The 21963-nt window shown below is 71.9% G+C and carries 17 protein-coding genes; 8 read left to right on the forward strand and 9 right to left on the reverse strand.

Annotation, left to right across the window (positions count from 1 at the left end; translation table 11 throughout):
- Positions 1 to 32 precede the first annotated feature (32 nt).
- The 3 genes from ACESMR_RS10795 to ACESMR_RS10805 all read right to left on the reverse strand — a co-directional run bounded on the left by ACESMR_RS10795 (position 33) and on the right by ACESMR_RS10805 (position 9520).
- Positions 33 to 3005, reverse strand: coding sequence for a hypothetical protein (locus ACESMR_RS10795; RefSeq protein ID WP_373047066.1), 2973 nt, complete (start codon positions 3003 to 3005; stop codon positions 33 to 35).
- A 161-nt stretch (positions 3006 to 3166) separates the two neighbouring features.
- A complete protein-coding gene (locus ACESMR_RS10800; protein ID WP_373047067.1) occupies positions 3167 to 5995 on the reverse strand; it encodes a hypothetical protein in 2829 nt (942 codons plus the stop codon).
- Positions 5996 to 6298: 303 nt separating this feature from the next.
- Complete coding sequence (locus ACESMR_RS10805; protein WP_373047068.1) at positions 6299 to 9520, reverse strand: hypothetical protein; 3222 nt, start codon at positions 9518 to 9520, stop codon at positions 6299 to 6301.
- A gap of 244 nt (positions 9521 to 9764) precedes the next feature.
- On the opposite strand from ACESMR_RS10805, the gene ACESMR_RS10810 reads away from it, so the two are divergent.
- Positions 9765 to 10538, forward strand: coding sequence for a hypothetical protein (locus ACESMR_RS10810; protein WP_373047069.1), 774 nt, complete (start codon positions 9765 to 9767; stop codon positions 10536 to 10538).
- 12 nt (positions 10539 to 10550) lie between these two features.
- Here the strand turns inward: ACESMR_RS10810 and ACESMR_RS10815 are convergent, their stop codons facing one another.
- A complete protein-coding gene (locus ACESMR_RS10815; protein WP_373047070.1) occupies positions 10551 to 11606 on the reverse strand; it encodes a ketopantoate reductase family protein in 1056 nt (351 codons plus the stop codon).
- Between the two features lie 201 nt (positions 11607 to 11807).
- Here ACESMR_RS10815 and ACESMR_RS10820 point away from each other — a divergent pair, with 201 nt between their 5' ends.
- Positions 11808 to 12683, forward strand: coding sequence for a hypothetical protein (locus ACESMR_RS10820; protein ID WP_373047071.1), 876 nt, complete (start codon positions 11808 to 11810; stop codon positions 12681 to 12683).
- 12 nt (positions 12684 to 12695) lie between these two features.
- On the opposite strand, the gene ACESMR_RS10825 is transcribed toward ACESMR_RS10820, so the two are convergent.
- Together ACESMR_RS10825 and ACESMR_RS10830 are read right to left on the reverse strand one after the other, a co-directional pair.
- On the reverse strand, positions 12696 to 14231 hold the full coding sequence (locus ACESMR_RS10825) for a radical SAM protein (protein WP_373047072.1): 1536 nt from the start codon (positions 14229 to 14231) through the stop codon (positions 12696 to 12698).
- 186 nt (positions 14232 to 14417) lie between these two features.
- Positions 14418 to 15998: a hypothetical protein gene (locus ACESMR_RS10830; protein ID WP_373047073.1), complete on the reverse strand. Its 1581-nt coding sequence runs from the start codon at positions 15996 to 15998 to the stop codon at positions 14418 to 14420.
- 159 nt (positions 15999 to 16157) lie between these two features.
- Between ACESMR_RS10830 and ACESMR_RS10835 the strand changes: the two genes are divergently transcribed.
- Complete coding sequence (locus ACESMR_RS10835) at positions 16158 to 16526, forward strand: DUF423 domain-containing protein (RefSeq protein ID WP_373047074.1); 369 nt, start codon at positions 16158 to 16160, stop codon at positions 16524 to 16526.
- Here ACESMR_RS10835 and ACESMR_RS10840 read toward each other — a convergent pair whose 3' ends face one another.
- Entirely contained in the window at positions 16527 to 17513 is a 987-nt protein-coding gene (locus tag ACESMR_RS10840; protein ID WP_373047075.1) for a lysylphosphatidylglycerol synthase transmembrane domain-containing protein, read from the reverse strand.
- A gap of 2 nt (positions 17514 to 17515) precedes the next feature.
- A complete protein-coding gene (locus ACESMR_RS10845) occupies positions 17516 to 17989 on the reverse strand; it encodes a PaaI family thioesterase (RefSeq protein ID WP_373047076.1) in 474 nt (157 codons plus the stop codon).
- 183 nt (positions 17990 to 18172) lie between these two features.
- On the opposite strand from ACESMR_RS10845, the gene ACESMR_RS10850 reads away from it, so the two are divergent.
- The gene (locus ACESMR_RS10850) at positions 18173 to 18910 is read left to right on the forward strand and encodes a peptidylprolyl isomerase (protein ID WP_373047077.1); all 738 of its coding nucleotides are present in this window, start codon (positions 18173 to 18175) and stop codon (positions 18908 to 18910) included.
- Positions 18911 to 18989: 79 nt separating this feature from the next.
- Here ACESMR_RS10850 and ACESMR_RS10855 read toward each other — a convergent pair whose 3' ends face one another.
- Positions 18990 to 19541: a YbhB/YbcL family Raf kinase inhibitor-like protein gene (locus ACESMR_RS10855; protein WP_373047078.1), complete on the reverse strand. Its 552-nt coding sequence runs from the start codon at positions 19539 to 19541 to the stop codon at positions 18990 to 18992.
- A gap of 230 nt (positions 19542 to 19771) precedes the next feature.
- On the opposite strand from ACESMR_RS10855, the gene ACESMR_RS10860 reads away from it, so the two are divergent.
- From ACESMR_RS10860 to ACESMR_RS10875, 4 genes are all read left to right on the forward strand, one after another.
- Complete coding sequence (locus tag ACESMR_RS10860) at positions 19772 to 20341, forward strand: NifU family protein (RefSeq protein ID WP_373047079.1); 570 nt, start codon at positions 19772 to 19774, stop codon at positions 20339 to 20341.
- 73 nt (positions 20342 to 20414) lie between these two features.
- Positions 20415 to 20720, forward strand: a complete 306-nt coding sequence (locus ACESMR_RS10865; protein ID WP_373047080.1) for a DUF2795 domain-containing protein — start codon at positions 20415 to 20417, stop codon at positions 20718 to 20720.
- A 171-nt stretch (positions 20721 to 20891) separates the two neighbouring features.
- Positions 20892 to 21290, forward strand: coding sequence for a hypothetical protein (locus tag ACESMR_RS10870; protein WP_373047081.1), 399 nt, complete (start codon positions 20892 to 20894; stop codon positions 21288 to 21290).
- A 129-nt stretch (positions 21291 to 21419) separates the two neighbouring features.
- Positions 21420 to 21875, forward strand: coding sequence for a lipoprotein (locus ACESMR_RS10875; RefSeq protein ID WP_373047082.1), 456 nt, complete (start codon positions 21420 to 21422; stop codon positions 21873 to 21875).
- The last annotated feature ends 88 nt before the right edge of the window (positions 21876 to 21963 follow it).

Genomic DNA, 21963 nt, shown 5'->3' on the forward strand with positions numbered 1-21963 from the left:
GACCGCCCCTTCTTCGATCGGCCTGGGGTCGATCAGGTCGGGTCGACCTCGCACATGCTCCCGCCGCCCAGCTGCCCCTGGCAGTGGTAGCCGATGGGGCAGCCATCCTGCGTGGTGTTCTCGCCGGTGCAGGTGCAATCGTCCATACAGGCCTGCGGGCCGCCGGCGAGCTGGCAGAGGCGGAAGGCGAAGTTGCACTCGTAGCCTTCGGCGCAATCCTCCTCGGCGCTGCAGGGGCAGCCCTCGGTGCCGTCGCAGGGCGGCGGCGGCGGGACCTCGCAGCTGCTGTTGCCCCGTTCGTCGGTGAGGCATTCGAGCTGGTAGACGCAGGGATCCGGGTCGGCGGGATCACAGGCGCAACGATCGGCGCCGGGCTCCGCGACGCAGCGATCCGCCTCGGTGCAGGTGCACGCGAAGCCTTCGCCCGCGTCGGTGCAGGCGCAGTCGCTGCCGGTGGCGCACTGGCTGCTCCGGGTGCAGACGCAGCCGCCCTGGGTGCCGCAGATCTGCACCTCGAGCGGGAAGGGCCAGCGATCCAGCGTCGCGGGCCCCTTCGCCGGGAGCTCTCGATCGCCGACGGCGATCCGGTGCAGCCCCTCGTCGGTGCCGGCGTAGAGCACGCCGGGGGCGACGAAGTCGACCGACCAGACGTAGCCCGCTGCCATCTCGACGATCGCCTCGGTGACGCCGGTATCTGCGCCGAAGACGTGCAGGCCGTCGGTGGTGCCGACGGCGAGGTGCCCCTCGGTGTCGGCGGCGAGGGAGAGGGCGCGCACCGGCGCCTCCCAGGTGGCGGTGCTCCAGCGCGCCGCCGTCTTCGCCTCGACGTCGATGGTGAAGATGCCTTCGTTCGCGTCGAGGGCGTAGATCACGTCGCCTTCGCCACGGGCGAGGGCCACGACGTCGCGCATCGCGCTGCCCTCTGGGGCGGCGATCACCTCGACCGTCTCCGCCTCCACGATCGCCACGCCGCCGCCCACGTCGTTCTCCGCCGGGGCGGGGATGATGTGATCGTAGCTCTGGTGGACGCGCTCGATCCCCAGCGCCACCAGCGCCCGCGCCTTGCCCAGCGGCAGGACGTCGTACGCCATGTTCGAGGGGAGGCCGGGCACGTCGATCTCCTCCTGGAGATCGGACTCGGTGCGGACGTAGCGGAAGACGGGCTTCGGCTTCGCCTCCTCGTTGAGCTGGAAGAGGCCGACGCCGTGGGGGCCGCGGTCGTTCACCTTCTCGTCGTACATCTTGTCGTGCTCGAAGATCGAGCTCACCCACAGCACCTCGTCGTCGAAGGCGGCGGCGGTGAGCCGGAGGTTGAGGCCCGGATCGATCTGGGAGCTGATCGCGTGGGAGAGAGCGCCGTCCTGCACGAAGAGCGCGTCGCGAACGCTCGCCACCGCGATCTGGTTGCGGTCGGGATCGCCGAAGGCCACGGCCGCGGCGCCGGGCATCGGGGCGAAGAAGTCGGCGTCGGCGTTGACCCGCGGCGTGGTGACGAGGCAGGAGCCGTCGGCCTTCAGCCTGCAGAGCGACTGGGAGACGGCGATGCCCTCGCAGGCCATGCCGGGCAGCTCGCTGCGGAGGCCGAGCCAGGTCTCGCCGTTCTTCGGGTCGATGGCGACGCTGCGCACGCCGTCGATCCACGGCCGGATCAGCTCGATCGCGCCCTCGGCCCGGCGGAGCTGCAGGAGCGGGAGCTGCCGCATCTTGTGCTCGTTGCAGAGCTGCCTGCCGGCGATGAAGAGGCTCCCCTTGCCGTCGGGCACGATCACGTCGAACTGCCAGGGCAGCTGCTCGAAGTAGGGTTCCTGCTTCGGGAGGATGTCGGTGGCGCGGGCGTAGATCCCCGCGTCCTCGGTGTAGGCGAGGTAGACTAGGCCGCCGCCGGGACCGCCGATGGCGCCCTGCACGATCCTGCCGCCGACGAGGAGCTCGCGGCGGGTGGGGTCGTGGACGAGGAGGCCGGGGACGACCGGGTAGCGCTCGCCGTCGGTGGTGAGCTCCATCGGGCCCGCCACCTGCTCGAAGGTCCAGACCTCTTCGGCGTTCTTCTTCCACTGGTAGATCGCGCCGGTCTTCTCCGGGGTCATGAAGCCGAAGAGCGCGCGGCTCTCGGTGACGACGGCGCTGGTGGGCAGGAAGCCCTCGGGCACTGGAATCGAGACGAAGGAGCCGTCGGCCTTCGCGAGGCCGATGGAGTTGGGAACCGGGGCGTCGGTATCGCCGTGGAGGACGGCGACCACCCCTTCGCCGGCGAGCATGCCGGCGGCGAGGGCGTGGATGGTGCGGTCGGGGGCGCCGAAGTCGACCCAGGCCTGCACCTCGAGGTTCTCGGCGGAGGCGATGGCGAGGCCCTGGTCGCCGCCGGCGAAGACGAGGTCACCGACCACGGCGGTCTGGAAGACCACCGCGTCGGCGGTCTTTCCCTCGGCGCGGAGCTTCACGTGCTGGAAGGAGAAGCTGCCGTCGGCGGCGACGTCGGCGGCGATGAGCGACTGGTAGCCGGCGGCGACGAAGCGCTCGTCCACGGTGACCCAGTCGAGATCGAAGATCGAGGTAGCGGCTTCGCCGAGGTTCACCGAGGCGTCGCCGTAGCGCATCACCGGCACGCCGTCGTCCTCGCCCAGGACCCTGGCCTCGCCGGTCGACGTATCGACGACCAGCAGCCCCACCGCGAGCTCCACCGTGGTCGCAGGGACCTCCGCCCTGCCGAAGTGGGCGGGATCGAAGAGCACGGCGCTGGTGCCGACGACGAGGAGCGGCTTCTCGTTGCCCACGAGGGCGGCGCGGGGCGGGGCGCCGAGCCAGGCGCCGAGCTGCTCCCGGTCGCCGAGGGCGGGGCCCTCCGGGCGCGGCGTCTCGCCGCCGCTCCCGCCGCTGCCCCCGCCTCCCCCGCTGCCGCCCGGGTTTCCGGCGACCCGCTGCGGCTTTTCGTCCTCGCTACAGGCAACGCCAGCCGTTGCCAGCGCTGCGAGCAGCAGCGCGACACCACCACGATTGAAGAACATGTACGGGCACCTCCCCCTTTGCCTTCGGGCCGCCCGGTCGGAGGTCCGCGCACGTTGCGCGGCCTCCCGGGCGGCCCGTCGAGGATCGGGGGCGGGGTCGGGGGGCGAATAGGGCGATTTTTCGCCCTCCCCGATTCATACCCGTGGTGAGAGGCGGCCTTTCAGGCAGGGACCGCCTGGCAGAGGCCGAACATGAAGTTGCACTCGAAGCCCTCGGCGCACTCCCCCTCGGCGCTGCAGGGGCAGCCCTCCGTGCCTTCGCAGGGCGGCGGCCCCGGCAACTGGCAGGTGCTCTGGCCCGCGTCGTCGGTGGTGCAGGCGAGGTCGTAGACGCAAGGGTCCGCAGCGGTGGGATCGCAGGCGCAGTCGAGGGCGCCGGGCTCCGCCACGCAAGCGTCCGCCGGGGTGCAGAGGCATTCGAAGCCCTTGCCGAAGTCGCCGCACTGGCAGTCGCTGCCGGTGGCGCACTGGCTGTCCTGGACGCAGGCGCACTCGCCCGCGGGGCCGCAGATCTCCACCTCGAGGGGGAAGGGCCAGCGCTCCAGCGAGGCGGGGCCCTTCGCCGGCAGCTGGCGATCGCCGACGGCGATCCGGTGCATGCCTTCGTCGGTGCCGGCGTAGAGCACGCCGGGCTGCACGAACTCCACCGACCAGACGTAGCCGGATTCCATGTCGGCGAGGGGCCGGGTCACGCCGGTGTCGGCGCCGAAGACGTGGAGGCCGTGGGTGGTGCCGACGGCGAGGTGGCCGTCCGCGTCCACCGCCAGGGAGAGCGCCCGCTCGGCGAAGGGCTCGGTGGCCTCCCAGGTCGCGGTGCTCCAGCGCTTCGCCTTCTTCGTCTCGACGTCGATGGTGAAGATGCCCTCCCAGGCATCCAGTGCGTAGAGGGTGCCGTCACCGCCGCGGGCGAGGGCCACCACCTCCTCGAGGGCGACGCCTGCGGGCGGGGCGATGATCTCCACCTTCTCCCCGTCGACCAGGGCGATGCCGCCTGCGGCGGCGCTCTTCGCAGGCGCAGGGAGGATGTGGTCGTGGGTCACGTAGACCCGCTCGATCCCCAGCGCGATCAGGGCGCGGCCCTTGCCCAGCGGCAGGACGTCGTACGCCATGTTCGAGGGGAGGCCGGGCACGTCGAGCTCCTCCTGGATGTCCGATTCGTTGCGCACGTAGCGGCGCTGTGCCTTGGGAGGCGCCTCGTCGCCCAGGCTGAAGATGCCGACGCCGTGGGGGCCGCGATCGTTGACCTTCTCGTCGTGCATCTCGTCGTATTCGATCGGCGAGCTCACCCAGAGCTCCTCGCCCTCGAACGCGGCGCCGCTCAGGTTGAGGTTGAGGCCGGGGTTGATCTGCGAGGGGATGGCGTGGGAGAGCGCGCCGTCCTGCACGAAGAGCGCGTCGCGGAGGGTCGCCACGGCGATCTGGTTGCGATCGGGATCGCCGAAGGCCACCGCCGACGCCCCGGGGGTCGCGGCGAAGAGGTTCTCGTCGGCGTTCACCCGCGGCGTGGTGATCACGCAGGCGCCGTCGGCGCGGAGGCGGCAGAGGGACTGCCCCACCGCGAGGCCCTCGCACGAGAGACCGGTGACCTCGTTGCGCAGGCCGAGCCAGGTCTCGCCGTTCACGGGATCGACCGAGATGCTCCGCACGCCGTCGATCCAGGGGCGCACCAGCTCGGTGACGCCGGCGGCGCGGCGAAGATGGAAGAGCGGCAGCTGCCGCATCTTGTGCTCGTTGCACAGCTGCCTGCCCGCCAGGTAGACGCCGCCCTTGCCGTCGGGGACGATCGCGTCGAACTGCCACGGCAGCTCGGCAAAATAGGGATCGTTCTTGGTGACGACGTCGGTGGCACGGGCGCGGATCCCCGCCTCCTCGCTGTAGGGGAGCGCGACGAAGCCGCCGCCCGGGCCACCGGGGGCACCCTCGACGATCCGCCCGCCCACGAGGATCGCGCGCTGGTCGGGGTCGTAGGCGAGCAGGCCCGGCACCACCGGATGGCGCTTGCCGTCGGTGACCAGCTCCATCGGACCGGCGGCGAGCTCGAGGCTCCAGCCGCGATCGTCCCTGGTGGCTTCGTAGATCGCGCCGGCCTTGTCGGGCGTGACGAAGCCGAAGAAGGCGCGGCCGTCGACGAGCAGGGTGCTGATCGGCAGGAAGCCCTCGGGCGGGTCGATGGCCTCGAAGGTCCCGTCGGCCTTCGCCACGCCGATGGCGTCGGCGGCGGGAGCGTCCGGTGCGCCGTGGAGCACGGCGACGACGCCCTCGCCACCGATGCTGCCTGCGTGGAGCGCGTGGATGGTGCGATCGGGCGTGCCGAAGTCGACCCAGCGCTGCACTGCGAGGTTCTCGGCTGCGGCGATGGCGAGGCCCTGGTCGCCGCCGGCGAAGACCAGATCACCGAGGACCGCGGTCTGGAAGACCACCGCGTCGGCGCTCTTGCCCTCGGCGCGGAGCTTCGCGTGCTGGAAGGTGAGCGCGCCGTCGGCGGCGACGCTGCCGGCGATCAGCGATTCGTAGCCCGCGGCGACGAAGCGCTGGTCGACCGTGACCCAGTCGAGATCGAAGATCGAGGCCACCGCCTCGAAGGGCTGCGCCGGATCGCCGTATTGCATTGCCGGCAGGCCGTCCTTCTCGTCGAGGACGCGGGCGGTGCCGGTGGAGGTATCCACCACGAGCAGCCCGGCGGAGAGCGCCACCGCCTCCTCGGTCCGCGCCACCTTGCCGAAGAAGGCCGGGTCGAAGGCCACCGCGCTGGTGGCCATGATCAGGAGGGGCTTCTCCGCACCGACCAGGACCGCCCGGGGCTGCGACTCGAGGAAGGTGCCGAGCTGCTCCCGCGCACCGAGCTCCGGCCCTGCGGGCCGCTCCTGCCCGCCACCACCGCCCGATCCGCCAGCGCCGCCGCCCCGCACCCGCTTCGGCGCGTCGTCCGCACAACCGACCGTTCCCACCACCAGCGCTGCGAGCAGCGCGCCACCGTGTTTCGACCGCATGTACAGCTACCTCTTCTGGTCCGGCTGCCGGGCTGCGAACGCAGCCAGCGGGAGCCGTCGATCGAGAAGAGAGCAGCAAGGTCGAGGGCGCAGATAGGGCGATTTTCCGCCCGCGCGCCAGTGCACCGCTTCGCACGGGATCGACCGCCGGATAGACGAAGAGCCCCGCGCCGATGGGGACGGCGGGGGCTCTTCGCCTGGACCCGGCCCAGGGGTGCCGGATCCGCGAGGGGCGGCGGGTGGGTCGAAGCACCCGCCCTCCCTGCGGCGCCGCAGACCGGGGCGGCGCCGTATTCGCTTCTTTCAGCCGCGGCCCTGGAGCTCGCAGCTCCGGGTGCCGTCGATCGAGTCCATGCAGACCATGCCGGTGGGGCAGCCACCTTCGGTCTCCGGGCCCGCGCAGCTGCAATCGTCCTCGCAGCTCGGCGCGGGCTCGCACTGCTGGCCGCCGATCATCTCCACGCAGATCTGGCCCTCGTGGCAGCCGTCGGTGGTGCTGCCGATGTCGGTGCAGCTGCAGTCGGCCTCGCAGCCTGCGGGCCCGGTGTCGACGCACTCCTGGCGGCCCATGCCCATGGGCACGCAGGCCTGGCCCTCCTGGCAGCCGCCGACGGTGCCGGGGCCGGTGCAGCTGCAATCCGCCTCGCAGCCGCGGTCGACCTCGCAGAAGCCGAAGGCGAAGTTGCAGGTGAAGCCTTCGGCGCAGGGCGTCCCGAGGCCACACGAGCAGCCGGCAACGCCGCCGCATTCCGGCTCGTCCGGCTTCTCGCAGAGGCTCTGGCCGCTCTCGGCGGTCTCGCAGACGAGGTCGCCGGCGCACGGATCCGCACTGCCCGGGTTGCACTCGCAGCCCTCGCCGCCCGGTGCGCCGTTGCAGGAATCGGCCTCGGTGCAGATGCACGCCCAGGTGCCGCCTGCGGAGCTGCAGAGGCAGTCGCTGTTGGGCGCGCAGTTGGCGTCGGTGGCGCAGGCGCAGCCGCCGGCGTCGCCGCAGATCTCGATCGGCAGCGGGAAGGGCCAGCTCGCCAGCAGCTCGGGCCCCTTCGCGGGAAGCGCCGCGTCGCCGATGGCGATGCGCCGCAGGCCCTCGTCGGTTCCGGCGTAGAGGACACCCGGCTCGACGAAGGTCACCGCCCACACGAAGCCCGCCTCCATGTCTTCGATCGCCCGGGTCACGCCGGTGTCGGCGCCGAAGACGTGGAGGCCGTGGGTGGTACCGACGGCGACGTTGCCGCTCGCGTCCACCGCCAGGGAGAGGCCGCGCTCCGGCTTCTCCTCGGTGGCCTCCCAGGTGGCGGTGCTCCACAGCGCCGCCTTCTTCTCGGCCGGGTCGACGGTGAAGATGCCCTCGTGGGCGTCGAGCGCGTAGATGGTGCCGTCCTCGGCGCGGGCGAGGGCCACCATCTCGTTCATGGTGAAGCCCTCAGGGGCGGCGATCAGCTCGACCGACTCCCCGTCGACGAGGGCCACGCCGCCGTGGGTGTCGTTGTCGGCAGGCTCGGCGAGGATGTGGTCGTAGTTCTTCGAGAGGCGCTCGATCCCCATCGCTACCAGGGCGCTGCTGCCGTCGAGGGCGAGCACGTCCCAGGTCATGTTCGAGGGGAGGCCCGGCACGTCGGTCTCCACCGCGCTGTCCGATTCGTTGCGCACGTAGCGGCGCATCGCGGTGGGCACGCCCATCTCGTTCATCTCGATGTAGCCGAGGCCATGGGGGCCGCGGTCGCTGACCACGGGGCCGTTGAAGTCGTCGTACTCCATGATCGAGCTCACCCAGAGGCGATCGGTCGTCCCGTCGCTCTCGCCCCAGTCGATGCCGGTCATGGTGAGGTTCAGGTGCGGCGCGAAGTGGGTCGGGATCGCGCGGCTGGACGAGCCGGTCTGGAGGAAGAGCGCGTCGCGGTAGGTGGCGAGGGCGACCTGGTGGCGGTCGGGATCACCGAAGGCGATGTCGACCACGCCGGGGGTCACGGCGAAATAGTCGGCGTTGACGTTCACCTGCGGGGTGCTGATCACGCAGGCGCCATCCGCGCGGAGCCTGCAGAGCGACTGGTTGATCGAGAGGCCTTCGCAGGCGCCGACACCGGCGTCGCGCATGCCGATCCAGGTCTCTCCGTTCACGGGATCGACGGCGATCGAGCGCACGCCGCTCACCCACGGCTGCACCAGCTGATCGCGGTCGTCGATCGCCTCGAAGCGGAGCAGCGGAAGCTGCCGGGTCTTGTGCTCGCTGCAGAGCTGGCGGCCGGCGATGTAGAGATCGCCGGTGGAGGTCGGGGCGAGGACGTCGACGATCCAGGGCAGCTGGTCGAAGAGCGGGCTGTTCTTCGAGAGCAGATCGGTGGCGCGGCCGACGAAGCCGTGCACCTCGTCGTAGCGGATGTGCGCCACGCCGCCGCCGGGACCGCCGAGGGTCGCCTCGGAGAGGCCGCCGCCGACGACGATGCCGCCCTCGAAGTAGACCATCCGGTTGGGAAGGATGGGCCACTCCTTGCCGTCGGTGATCAGCTCCACCGGGCCGATCGCCTGGGTGAGCTCCCAGATCCCCTGGTCGTTCGCCTCCCAGCTGAAGATCGCGCCGGCCTTGTCCGGGGTCCGGAAGCCGTAGAGGACGCGGTTCTCGCGGACCAGGGTGCTCGAGGGGAAGAAGCCCTCGGGCACGGGGATCTGCGTGAAGCTGCCGTCGGGCTTCGCGAGGCCGATCCACTCGGCGTAGGGGGAATCGGGCTTGCCGTAGAGGACCGAGACCACGCCCTCGCCTGCGAGTGTGCCGGCATCGAGGGCGTGGATGGTGCGTTCGGGCAGGCCGAAGTCGACCCAGCCGGTGACCTCGAGGTTCTCGAGGGCGGCGATGGCGAGGCCCTGATCGCCACCGGCGAAGACCGTCTCACCGACGACGGCGGTGTGGAAGACGACGGCGTCGCTCTCCTTGCCGGGTGCGCGGACGGTGGCGCTCTGGAAGGTGATCGTGTGGTCGTCGGCGATATTTCCCTTGAGCAGGTAGTTCCAGCCGGCGCCGACGAAGGTCCGATCGGTGATCGCCCAGTCGAGATCGATCACCGAGGTGACGTGCTCGCCCCAGCTCTCGAAGGGATTGCCGTAGACGATCTTCGGGAGACCGTCGTCCTCGCCCAGGACCCGGGCCTGGCCGGTGGTGGTGTCGAGGACGAGCAGGCCTGCTTCGACGGTGGTGTCGATCCCGCCCCGCTCCTCGGGGACGATCGCCGGCTTTCCGAAGTTGGCCGGGTCGTAGATCACGCCCTTGGTGCCCATGAGCACCATCGACTTCGACGCCGCGACGAGGACCGCCTGGGGCTGGGACATCAGGAAGGTGCCGAGGTGCTCGCTGGTCCCGAGGGTCGGGCCATCGGGCCGGGGCTGCTCCCCACCGCTGCCACCGCCACCGCCGCCACCGCCGGCGCCACCGCTGCCGCCGACGTTCGCCGGCTTCTTCTCGTCGTCGCCACAGCCGGTGGCGGCGAGGGCCAGCGCTGCGAGCAGCACGACCAGGTTGCGCTTCTGGGTCATGAAAGGCTCCTCCCGTGGACCATCCCCTCGGTCGCCACGGCTCAGGCCGACTTCGCAAGGGGCGTGCCGCAGTCGACAAAGCGTCCTGCTGCGCAGAGCGAGGCGGATAGCTACGTGGAGTGGGGATTTCGTGGACGGGGCGTCCCCGCTCCCCATCGGATTTCCGATGGTGTGGAGGGACGTGGGGCGAGGCGCCACGATCTCGGATGCCAGGGCGGCGCAGGCCGGGCTACCTTCTCGCCCGATGGCACCCTCGCACGACGCAGCCCGGCTCGCCGGGATCACGCGCCTCTCCCTCCGTGGCGGGCGGGGCCCCACCTCCGCGTGGGTCTTCGATCCCCACCGCCTCGCCCTGCCCGCCTGGGCGGCGGCGCTCGAGGGGCAGCCCCCTGCCCTCCTCGTCACCCTCGACCGGCATTTCGACCTGGTGCCACCGGAGGCGCCGGCGGCGGTCCCCGATCGCAGCGCGGGGCTGCGGGCGATCGACGAGCACGCCCGCTGGTCGCTCACCATCCGCAACACCGATCACGTGGTGGCGGCGATGGAGGCGGGGATCGTCGGCGACGTGCTCGCCATCGCCAGGGCCTCGCCGGTCGGCGCACACGCAGGGGAGAGCTGGACCGACCGGCGCGGCGGCGTGCACCGCCTGCTCCGCGCCCGCACCGTGGACCAGCTCGCTGCGGATTGGGGCACGCCTTCCGCGACGCCCGAGGCGAAGCAGCTCGCCGATTGGCTCGAGGGCGGCGGGCCGGTGCTCCTCGACGTCGATCTCGACTGCTTCACCACGCCGAGCGACGCGGATCCCACGTCGATCCTGCCGTGGCCCCGGGAGCTGATCCGCGACTTCCTGCTGCCGCCGGATTCGGAGCCCTTCTGGGAGGCGGTGCTCGGCCGCTGCGTGGCGCTCACCCTCGCCCGCGAGCCCTACCACTGCGGCGGCCTCGCAGCAGGGGCCCGGCTCTTCCTCGACGTGGGCGAGGTGCTCTTCCGGGAGCTGCTCCGGGTCGACGTGCCGTGAGGTTGCCGATCGTCAGGCGGCGCGGCGGCCGGCGCGGGTCTGCTGGTAGAGCCGCTCCAGGGCGGCGAGACCCGAGCGCTCCTCGCGGCGCGCGATGGCGTGGACCAGCTCCACGATCGCCCGGTTCACCGGGGCATCGATCCCGTGGCGCACGCCCCGCTCCACCACCTCGCCGTTGAGGAAGTCCACCGGCGGCACCCGCCCCCGCTCGATCGCCGCGAGCATCGAGGAGCGCAGCCGCCGGTAGCGGGCCCCCACCGCGAGGAGGAGGCCGTGTTTGGCCAGCAGCGTCGGCGTCCCCGCGGCTGCGGCCCGCTCCGCTTCGGTGAGCGCGATCCACTGCAGATCGACGGTGCCGGCGATCCGTTCGAGCCGGGCCCCTTCCGCCTCCGCCACCGCCACCGCCTCGCTCATCACCTCGAGGGCGAGGCGGCGCACGAAGCGGAAGCGCAGGAGCGCGCCGACCCGGTCGCCGCCGATGACGCCGAGCGAAGAGACCGCGCAGTTGAGGGCGAGCTTGCTCCACCTGGCGCCGCGGAGGTTCTCGGTGATCCGCACCGGCCCCACGTGCTCGAGGAGCGAGGCGAGGCTGTCGAGGCGGGGATCGGCAGCGCCGTCGAGGCGGCCCAGGGTGAAGCCGCCGCTCGAGGTGCGCTCGTAGACGCCGGCCTCCGGCGCCGAGGCGCCCCAGGCCACCACCGCGCCGACGACCCGATCGACGCCGGCGGCTGCAGCGAGCCGCTCCTCGGCGAGGCCGTTCTGGAGGCAGACGAGGGCGCCGTCCGGCCCGAGCGAGGGCAGCGCGGCGCGAGCCGCCTCCTCGAGGCGATCCGGCGGCACCGCGAGGAGCACGAAATCGAAGGGCCCTGGAGGCTGGGACTCGTGGACCTCGACGGGGCCGCGGACGAGCCTTCGCCCCTTCTCGTCGCGCAGGTCGAAGCCGCGCAGGTGCAGCGCCTCGGCGATGGGGCCGCGGGCCACCACCGCGAGCGGCACCTGCTGCTCCGCGAGGGTGGCGGCGATCACCCCGCCGATGCCGCCGCAGCCGACCACCAGGAGCCGCTTCATTCCTTCCTCTCCATGGCCGGTCTTCCCCTGGTCATCCGTCTCTCCGTGGGCGCGCACTCTACCCCAGCATCTCGACGCTGACATGGATGGCAGGGGTACCGGAGGCGGCGAACCGGCAGCCGTTCTCCAACCCCGCGTCGACACAAGTGATTCACCAGCGGGCACAGTCTCTGCTACACCAAAGGACCCTACGGAGGTCGCATGTACCGCGCAGCGCTCGCAGCCCTGGCCACCACCCTCGCCCTTCCCGCAGCGGCGGAAGCGCAGGCTGCCTGCCTCATCGGTCCGGCGCCGACCTTCGATCCGGCGGACGCGGAGACGGTGGCGGGGATCGTCTGCAGCCACCTGCGCAAGGAGGGGATCGCCGTGGGCGAGCCGGCCTTCGAGGCCACCGGCGAAGCGTGGCGGGTGAACCTCCGCCCCCTCGGGCACAAGGTCTTCCTCTCGCTGCAGCACGTCGACGCCAACGGCGCCATCGAGGCCGAGAGCGACCTCCTCCTCACCGGGATCGAGGAGACGCCCGTGGCGGCGCCGCGGCTGGTGCGGGCGATCGTCGAAGACAAATCGGTGGACAAGACCGCTACGGTCAGCACCCTCGTCGGCGAGGAGACCCGCCGCTACCAGAAGAAATTCGGCGAGAGCTTCTTCGGCCTCGGCCTCGTCGGCATCGCCGTGCCGGGGACAAACGTGGTGCCCGGCGCCGGCTTCCTGCTGCGCTGGGGCTTCGAGAGCGAGGATTTCGCCGCCTTGAGCGACCTGCGCTTCGCTGCCGGCAGCAACGACGGCGACGAGGCGGCCTTCTTCGCCTTCGGCGTGGGCGGCCGCTGGTTCTTCCTCCCCACCAACGTCACGCCCTTCCTCGGCGGCGGCGTGGGCTGGTCCGCCTTCGAGGTGGAGGACGGCGATTACAACGGCAGCAAGACCGGCCTCGGCGCCTTCGTCGAGGTCGGCATCGAGGCGCTGCGTCTCTACGAGTCGCGCTTGAGCCTCGACGTGCGCGCCGAGCTGCCCTTCTACGATCTGCCCGGCGACAAATACTACGTGCCGCTCACCGTCGGCGCCTCGTACTACTTCTGAAGCGCGGTGTTGTCAGGCCGGCGCCGCCACCTGGGGCCAGTGGGCCAGCGTCGGGAGCTTGAGCCTGCCGTCCTCCACGCGGCGCGCCGCGTGGGGCTGCACGCCCCGCTCCTTGAAGGCGCGCTTCCAGGCGGCGAAGCTCCCGCCCCCCTTCCACGCGTCCATCGCCGCCAGCCCCGCCCGCTCGTCGCCCTGCGCCACCATGTACTCGACCCACGCCCAGCGGGCGGAGGTGGCGCGGATGTCGACCCGCCCCTTGAAGCCGCGGCGCAGGTACTCGAGCTTCTTCTCGATCGCCGGGATGCCCTCGAAGGGCGCGCCGTCCATCGGCGTGTTGCGCTTGGCCACGAAGGGCGCGCAGCCGTACGCGAGCGGGATGATCTTCGAGAGCTCGGTGCCGAAGCGCAGCAGCTCGTCGAGATCGGCCTGCGTCTCACCGGGCAGCCCCACCATCAGGTAGAGCTTGAGCTGCTGGTAGCCGTGCTTCCTGCAGAGCTCGGCGACGTTGAGGAGATCCTTCTCCTTCGTCTTGCGATCGATGGCGTCGCGGAGCCGCTCGGAAGCGCCGTCGCTGGCGGTGGTGAGGTTCTTCGCCCCCGACTGGCGCAGGAGCCCGACGATCTCGTCGGTGAGTCGGTTGGCGCGCAGGGAGCTGATGCTCACCGAGCGCCCGTCCTCGACGAGGGTGCGCAGCAGCTTCGGCAGCTTCGGGTGATCGGTCACCGCGGCGCCCACCAGCCCCACCCGCCGCGCCTCCGCCGGGATGAGCTCGAGCACGCGCTCCGGCGTCACCGTGCGCATGCCGCCGTTGGTGGTGCGCCGCATCACGCAGTAGGTGCAGCCGCGGGAGCAGCCGCGCTCCGCCTCGATCAGGTACATCGAGCGCAGCTCGGTATGCGGCGTGATGATCTGCGAGCGCGCGGGCAGGCGCGCGTCCTCCGCCTTGCCCACCGCCGGCACCACCATGCTCCGGGAGGGAACCCAGAAACCCGGCAGCGCAGCGAGCTGGTCGAGGAGCCGCTCGCGATCGGGGGTGCCCTCGTAGTGGGCGAGGAGCGCGTGGATCGTCTCCTCCGCCTCGCCCATCACCACCACGTCGACGAAGGGCGCCATCGTCACCGGGTTGGAGAAGGTGAGCGGCCCGCCGGCGACCACCAGGGGATGCTCCGGCCCGCGCTCCTCCCGGAGCACCGGCAGGCCGGAGAGATCGAGCACGTCGAGCAGGCCGACGAGTTCGATCTCGTAGGCCACCGAGAAGGCGACGATGTCGTGTTCGGAGACGGGGCGCCCGCTCTCGTAGGTGAAGAGCGGCGTGCGCGAGGCACGCCACGCCTCCACGTCGTCGGGGAGGAAGGAGCGCTCGGCGGTGGCGGCGGGATGCTGGTGGATCTCGCGGTAGATCGTCTGGAAGCCGAGCGACGACATCGCCACGTGGTAGGGGCTCGGGTAGCAGAGGGCCACGCGCACCGGCGCGTCCTTGATCAGCGTGCCCTGCTCGTCGGCGAGGCGCGCCTCGATCTGCTGCTTCAGCTCCCAGCTGGTGGCCATGTTGCTCCGGTTTCGTCTCGGGTGGGCGGTGCGCGCAGTTCCGTAGCGCGCGTCCATCTGGCGATCAACCCGCAGAAGGGCGCGCAAGCTTCCAGATCCGGCCCTGCGCCGCAACCCCCGGGGCCAAATGAAAGCGGGCCGGCGCCCGAAGGCCCGGCCCGCTCTCCTCATGTCGTCGGCCCGCGATCAGCCCTCGCCGCGGGGCGGCCGCCTGCCGCCGCCGCCAGCACCACGACCGCGGCCGCCGCCGCCGGGGCCCCTGCCGCCGCGACCGCCGCCACCGGGACCACGACCGCCGCCGCCACCGGGCTTGCGGGCGGGGGCCTTCGGCTTCTCGGGCTCCATCGCCCGGAGCCGCTCGGCAGCCTCGGTATTCCCCGCGCGCTCGAAGAGATCCGCAGCGCGCCGGGTCTTCCCCGCCACCTCGTGGCAACGGGCGGCGAGCTCCCAATCCTCGAGCTCCTCGAAGAGCGCCGCAGCGTCCTCCGGCTTGCGGTGCTCGTCGTAGATCCGGAGCGCGTTGGCGGTGTCGCCGGAGCGGGCCAGCCAGGGCGCCTGGTCCAGCGGCCCCTTGCTCGCCTCCTGCACCTTGCCGAGCTCCTCGCGGGCGAGGGCCTTCGCCTCCTCCACCTGCCCCGCCTCGCGCATCCAGCGGAAGCGATCGAGCGGGTTGGTGGCGAGCTCCGCCGCCTTCGCCGACCTGCCGAAGCGGGCCCAGAGCTTCGCGGCGCCGTTGCGATCGCTGGCGTCGAGCCGCTCCTGCACCTCGGCCTCGATCAGCCGCTCCGCCTCCGCGGTCTCGCCCGCCTGATCCCAGGCGCGGATCGCCTTGTGGGTGCGGCCCACCTTCTCGTAGGCCCGCGCCGCGTCGGCCCACTGCTCGGCGCGCTCGTAGAGCCGGCCCACGTCTTCCCAGCGATCCGCCTGCACGAGCAGATCCATGTAGACGTCGCCGAGCCCCGCATCGAGGAGCACCTGCTCCTGCTGCTCGGGCTTGAGATCCTTCGCCGCCTCGACCACCGCGTCGCGGTTGCCCTGCTTCGTGTAGATGCCGATGGCGCGCATCACGTCGCCGGCCTTGCGGTAGAGGCGCGCCGCGTCGTCGAGGCGGTCGTGCTCCTCGTAGAGCTTCGCCGCGTCGCCGAAGCGCCGCTCGTGCTCGGCGAGCGCCGCGACCTTGTCCCATTCGCCGGTCCACGCGAGCAGGTGCGGCGCGATCTGCGCGTCGCCCGCCTCCTCCTTCGCCATCTCGGCGCGGCGCTCGTCGTTCAGGCCGGCCCACACCGAGGCGAGGGTGGCGAAGACCTGCTTGCGCTTGCCTTCCTTCTCCTCGTCGCCCTCGACCGGCTTGGTCTGCCGCATCACGCGCAGGAGCGCGGTGAGCAGCTTGCCGCGGGAGTCGTGGGGCAGCTCGTCGATCGAGCGGTTCTTGCCGCCGCCCTTGCGGGCCTGGGTGGCGAGCTTCTCGAGGGGCGCGAGCTGCGCCTCGTAGTCGGCGGCGAGGAGCGGCTTGTCGATGGTGCGGGCGAACTCGAGGGCGGCGCCCTCGAAACCCACCGGCCCCCGGTCCTCGCCACGCCTGCCGCCGCGGCCACCGCGATCGTCGCGGCCGAAGCCGCCACGGCCGGGCCCGCCGGGGCCACCGCGGCCGCCGAAGCCGCCCGGTCCACCGGGACCTCTGCCGCCGGCGCCGCCGCCGAAGCCACCGCGGCCCCCGGGGCCGCCTCCCTGCGTTCCTGCCTGTCCGTCCCTGCGTTCGTTGGCCATGGGGGCGCATCCTATTGCGGCGACGTGCCGCGTCCAGCCGGATCGGTGGACCGGACCGGCGAATCTGTCAACGGTTTCGCGCCGGGGCAGCGCTGCTGCGCCAGCGCACGGGTGGCTTTCGCTCGGCCGGAGCCCTGCCGGCATGCTAAGCGCCCGTGCATGGAACGGATCTGGTTGGCACTCGGCGCGGTGAACGCCTTCCTCGCCGTGGCAGCAGGGGCCTTCGGCGCCCACGGTCTCAAGGCACGGCTTCCGGCGGACCTGCTGGCGGTCTTCCAGACCGGCGCGCAATACCACATGTTCCACGGCCTCGGCCTGCTCGCGGTGGGGCTCTTCGCGATGCAGCGCCCCGGCAGCCTGGTCGACGCCTCGGGCTGGACGATGCTCGCCGGGATCGTGCTCTTCTCCGGCAGCCTCTACGCCCTGGCCTTGAGCGGCGTGCGGGTCCTCGGCGCGATCACGCCGATCGGCGGCCTCGCCTTCCTCGCCGCCTGGCTCCTGCTCGCCATCGCAGCGCTCCGCGGCTGATCAGGCTGCGGGCCGCTTCGCCTCCGGCGCTGCAGCATCCGCCGCCGCGTCGCCGAGGGTGGCGCCGTAGCGCAGCAGCACCACGCCGCCCATCGCCACGCCGAGCCACAGGGTGGCGAGCCTGCAGAGGAGCGCGCTGCCCAGCGCCTCGGGGCGCGTGATCCCGGCGATGAGCTGCATCGCCCCCTCCTGCAGCGCCGTGTCGGCGACGCCGAGGCCGCCGGGCGAGGGCGCGCCGGCGATCGAGGAGAAGGCGTAGAGGAAGGTGGCCACCGAGAGGTTGGCGCTCTCCACGCCGAAGCCCTGGAGCACGAGCAGGTAGCCCACGCACTCCGCGCCCCACGCCACGATCGAGAGGAGCACGGTGAAGATGAGCGGCACCGGCGCGAGGCAGGTGCGCATCGCCCGGTACATCTCCTCGAGGCGCGGCTCGACGCGGGAGAGGAGCGGCACGTGGCGGGTGAGGCGGATCGTCCCGAGAGAGAGCCGCTCCGAGGCGAGGACGAGGAGGCCGACGAGCCCCACCACGCCGACGGTGAGCAGCGCCGAGGCCCCTTCCGCGAAGTAGTGGGTCACGCCCAGGGCCGCGAGGCCGAGGACCGCGATCGCGTCGGTGCCGCGCTCGGCGACCAGCGCCGGCACGGTGCGGGTGAGGGGCGCGCCGGTGGAGGAGCGGACGAGGAGCGGCTTCAGGAGCTCGCCCGCCTTGCCCGGCGTGATCGTCATCGCCAGGCCGGCGAGGAAGATCTGCACGTCCTCGGCCCAGCCGATCCGCACGCCGAGGCGGCCGAGGAGGTAGTGCCACTTCACGAAGCGCAGGCCGTAGTTGAAGAGGGAGAGCAAAAGGATCGGCGCCGCCCAGATCCAGCCGAAGCGGCGCAGCTCGTCCGCCACCGCCGGCAGCCCGGCGTGGAGCGAGAGCCCGAGATAGAGCAGCGCCCCGAGGGCGACGCCGACCAGGGCCCAGCGGCGGAAGCGAGCGATCACGTTCATCCCCAGCGGTGGTACGCGGGATGACCCGGCTTCACGGCGACGAAGGTGCCGCGGCAGGTCGCGCAGACCTTGCCCCCGGCGACGAGGCTCGACTCGATCACGGCGCGGTCCTCCTTCGACTCGACCACCCGGGCCTCGAGGTGGACCGTCTCGCCCGAGGGGATCGGCCGGCGCAGCTGCACCGCGTACTCGGCGGTGACGCAGCACGGCGGCTCCGCGAGCCCCGCCTGCTTCATCAGGTGCCAGGCTGCGGTCCAATTGCTGTGGCAATCGAGGAGCGTGCCGGTGATCCCGCCGCTGAGCATGCCGGGGAAGGCTTCGTGCCAGGCTTCCGGCTTCCAGTCCGCCACCACCACGTCGCCCTGCGGGAAGCTGCGGATCCGCAGGCCGCGCTCGTTGGCGGGGCCGCAGCCGAAGCAGATCGAGGCGGGCGCATGGCGCTCCTGCAGGCTTTTCTCGTCGCCGCTCATGGCGCGGGAGCCTACTCCATTCGCGCCGCTCCGTGGCTGCCCCGTTTGCCGGGCGGCGGATCGGCGCTGCGCCCGCCCGTCCGTCACGAGAGAGGGCGACGGAGCGCGCGCCGCTGGTTATGGTTCGGCCCCACACGGGCAAGGCCTGCCCGACATCCCCATCCGCTCGACGTGGAGCCCCGCATGAACCGCACCCTGCTCCTTCTCGCCGCCACCGTCCTCCTCGCCCTCACCGGCTGCAAAGAGCAGCAGCAGGCCGAGCAGCCCGCGCAGCAGCAGCCCCCCGCCCAGCAGCAGCAGCAGGCACCCGCCGCGCCGGCAGCGCAGCCGGCGGTGCCGGCGGATTCGCCGCTGCTCCAGCCCGCGCAGCTCACCGAGCAGGCGCCGGCGCAGTACCGCGCGCACTTCACCACCACGAAGGGCGACTTCGTGATCGAGGTGCAGCGCGAGTGGGCCCCGCTCGCCGCCGACCGCTTCTACAACCTGGTGAAGAACGGCTTCTTCGACGACACCGCCTTCTTCCGGGCCGTCGAGGGCTTCATGGTGCAGTTCGGCATCCACGGCGATCCGCAGGTCGCCGGCAAGTGGCGCACCGCCACCTTTCCCGACGACGCGGTGAAGCAGAGCAACCAGAAGGGCATGGTGAGCTTCGCCACCTCCGGCCCGAACTCGCGCACCACGCAGATCTTCATCAACTACAAGGACAACGCCTTCCTCGACCGGATGGGCTTCGCCCCCTTCGGCAAGGTGGTCGAGGGCATGGACGTGGTCGACGGTCTCTACAAGGGCTACGGCGAAGGGGCCCCCCGGGGCCGCGGCCCCAACCAGGGCCGGATCCAGACCGAGGGCAACGCCTACCTGCGCAAGGAGTTCCCGCAGCTCGACTACGTGAAGAGCGCGAAGATCGTCGAGGCGAAGTAGGCTCCCGGGCGAAAAGCCGCACACACGAAGGGCCTCTCACCGGGAGTGAGAGGCCCTTCGTCGTTCCCGGGCGACGAGCTCAGCGGCCGTAGTGGCCGGTGAGGATCGTCTCGCCGATCACGTGGCCCTCGATCGCCTGGTCGAAATCGCCCCGCCGCGACGACGAGGGCAGCCGCGGCTCGTTGTCGAGGGCGAGGAGCCGGAACCGGTAGCGGTGCTGCGGATGGCCCCGCGGCGGCGCCGGCGAGGCCCAGCCCACCCGATCGAAATCGTTGGTCAGGGTCTGCGCCCCGGCGACGTCCGACGGATCGGTGCCCCGGCCCTCGACCAGATCGCCCGGCGCTGCGGGCAGGCCGAGGACCATCCAGTGGGTGAAGAGCCCCCCCGGCGCATCGGGATCGTCGACCACCAGCGCGAGGCTCTTCGTCCCCTCCGGGGGCCTGCCCCACGCGAGGGCCGGCGAGAGGTCGTCGCCGTCGGCGGTATAGCGGGGCGGAATGCGCTGGCCGTCCCGGAAGGCGTTGCTGTGCAGCTCGAAATCGAGGAGATCGAGCGCCCAGTCGGGCCGATCCTCCAGCTCGAGGATCCGGTCCGGCGTGACGGTATTCGTTACGTCCATCTGCTCGTCCATCGCTCCTCCCGGCGGAGAAGGTGAGACCGCACCGGGGTGGCCACAAGCGTGGGGACGGTGGGTTTTTCGCGGGGCGGGGGGATCCGGGTGGCGGGCAGCGGAGCAGACCGGCCACTTCACTGGAAATCGGCGTTCCGGACCGCTATGGGAAGCAGCAGGGTCGCCATCTGCCCGCCCCGGAAGCTGGGCCGGACGATTCGTGTTCCCATGGACGACCGAAGGAGACTCGCATGAACGCCCAGAGCCAGGACCTCATCCGGTTGGAGTTCACCCCCAACCCCTCGACCCTCAAGTACGTGGTCGCCCGCCCGCTCCTCCCCCGCGGCACCGCCAACTTCACCGAGAAGGCCGCCGCCGAGACCTCGCCGCTGCCGCTGCGCCTCTTCGAGGTGGACGGGGTGAAGGCGGTGATGGTGGGACCGAGCTTCGTCACCGTGACCATGGCCGACGAGGCCGATGCAGCCGCCCTCAACGACGGCGTCCACGCGGCGCTGCACGCGCACCTCGACGCCGGCGAGCATCCGGTCGATCCCGCGGTCCTCGAGCAGGCCGCTGCCGCCAACGCCGAGGACGGCCCGGTGGTCTCCCGGATCAAGGAGATCATCGAGGAGGAGATCCGGCCCGCGGTCGCCATGGACGGCGGCGACATCAGCTTCGAGCGCTTCCAGGACGGCGTGGTCTACGTCTTCATGAAGGGCGCCTGCTCCTCCTGCCCCTCCTCGACCGCGACCCTGAAGATGGGGATCGAGAGCCGCCTCCGCGAGGAGCTCCCCGAGGTCGTCGAGGTCGTGCAGATCTGACGACGGTGGTCCCGCTCTCCGGGGATGCCCATGTTTTGTGGGTAACATTCCACGGGAAGAAGGGAGGCGCCGGATGGCCCGAGGCGTAGGAGAGAGGCTGCAGCGCAGCGCGTCGTACATCCTCGAGACGGTCGAGTACCCGGCAACCCGGGAGGATCTCGTCCAGGCGGCGGAGGATGGCGAGGCGCCGGTCGACGCCATCAATTTCCTCAAGTCGCTGCCGGACCGGCAATACCGGGATCCGGACGACGTGCTCCGGGAGTTCGCGGAGGCGCAGGGCGGCTTCGGCCTGGGACCGAGCCGCGAGCCCAACCACCGGGGCAACATCGGCAAGGAGATGACCGAGCCACCGGGCGCGGATCACGCGAACCACCCCTGAGCCGCTTCGGGCGGAAGGGGCAAGAAGGCGCATCGGCCTCAGATTGGCCGGGCGCCTTTTTCGTTCCTCCCCCCCTTTGGCGGGTGCCGGCTACCGCCCGGCTGGCACCTCGGCCGCCGAGGGAGCAGCTTTCCTGCACAGCGGCACGGAAATGCCGCACGGAGGTGGACGATGAAGCGGTGGCTCGTGGCGGGGCTCGCAGTGGCGGCCCTCGCCGGTTGCAGGGGCGAGAGCGGCAAGGAGGCGGCGCCCGGCGAGACCGAGGCCCTGATCACCGTGGGCGGCGTGGTCACCGAGGCGCAGCCCGACGGCCTCACCCTCCGCACGGCGAACGGCGAGGTGGTCGAGATGCGGATCGCCGAGGGCGCGCAGGTGATGCTGGGAGGCAGGGAGGTTCCCGCCTCCACGATCCGGGAGGGCGCTTCGGTGCGCGCCTCCTTCCGCGAGGAGGAAGGCGAGAACGTGGCCCGGCGGGTGGACATCGACAGGGCCGAACCCGCGCCGACGCCGACCCCCTCCGCCACCCCTGGCAGCCAGGGACCTGCGGGCACGCAGCAGCCGGCGCGGTAGAGAGCCGGGAAGACGAGGCTTTCCTGCAGGCAGCCCGGCCCGCGAGGGGCGTGCACCGGTGGCACCGCTTGCCGCCGGGATGCACGTTGTGCGGTGCGTTCGCGGCATTTCGCCGCACGGGAGGCATGCATGAAGCGAATGTTCCTGGCGCTCGCCGCCATCTTCGTCGTCGCCGGTTGTCAGAACCAGGGCCAGGAGCCCGCAGCGGAGCAGGAGCCGCAGGCGCAGGCCCCTGCCGGTGAGCCGCAGGCCCAGCAGCCCGCGGCGCAGCAGCCCGCTGCCGAGCAGCAGATGATGACGGCCACCGGCACCATCACCGAGGTCTCGGACGAGAAGATCACCGTGCGCACCGCCGCCGGTGAGCAGATGGAGATGAAGCTCGGCGAGCAGGCGCAGATCACGATGAACGGCCAGCCCGTCCAGAAGGACCAGCTGCAGCAGGGCGCCAGCGTGCGCGCCGCCTACAAGCAGGAGGGCGAGGAGAACACGGTCCAGACCCTCGAGATCCAGAGCATGGGTGCGCAGCAGCCCGGGGCGGCGCCGCAGCCCGAGGGCGCGCAGCAGCCGCCGCAGCCCCAGCAGTAACACGCGGGCAGCGCCGGGCGGGGCCGCCTGGATCGGGCGGCCCCGTCGCCTGTCGCGGGGCGCGGCGCGCGAAGCGAGGTGCCCCCTG

Source organism: Vulgatibacter sp. (genome assembly GCF_041687135.1).
Lineage (GTDB): Bacteria > Myxococcota > Myxococcia > Myxococcales > Vulgatibacteraceae > JAWLCN01.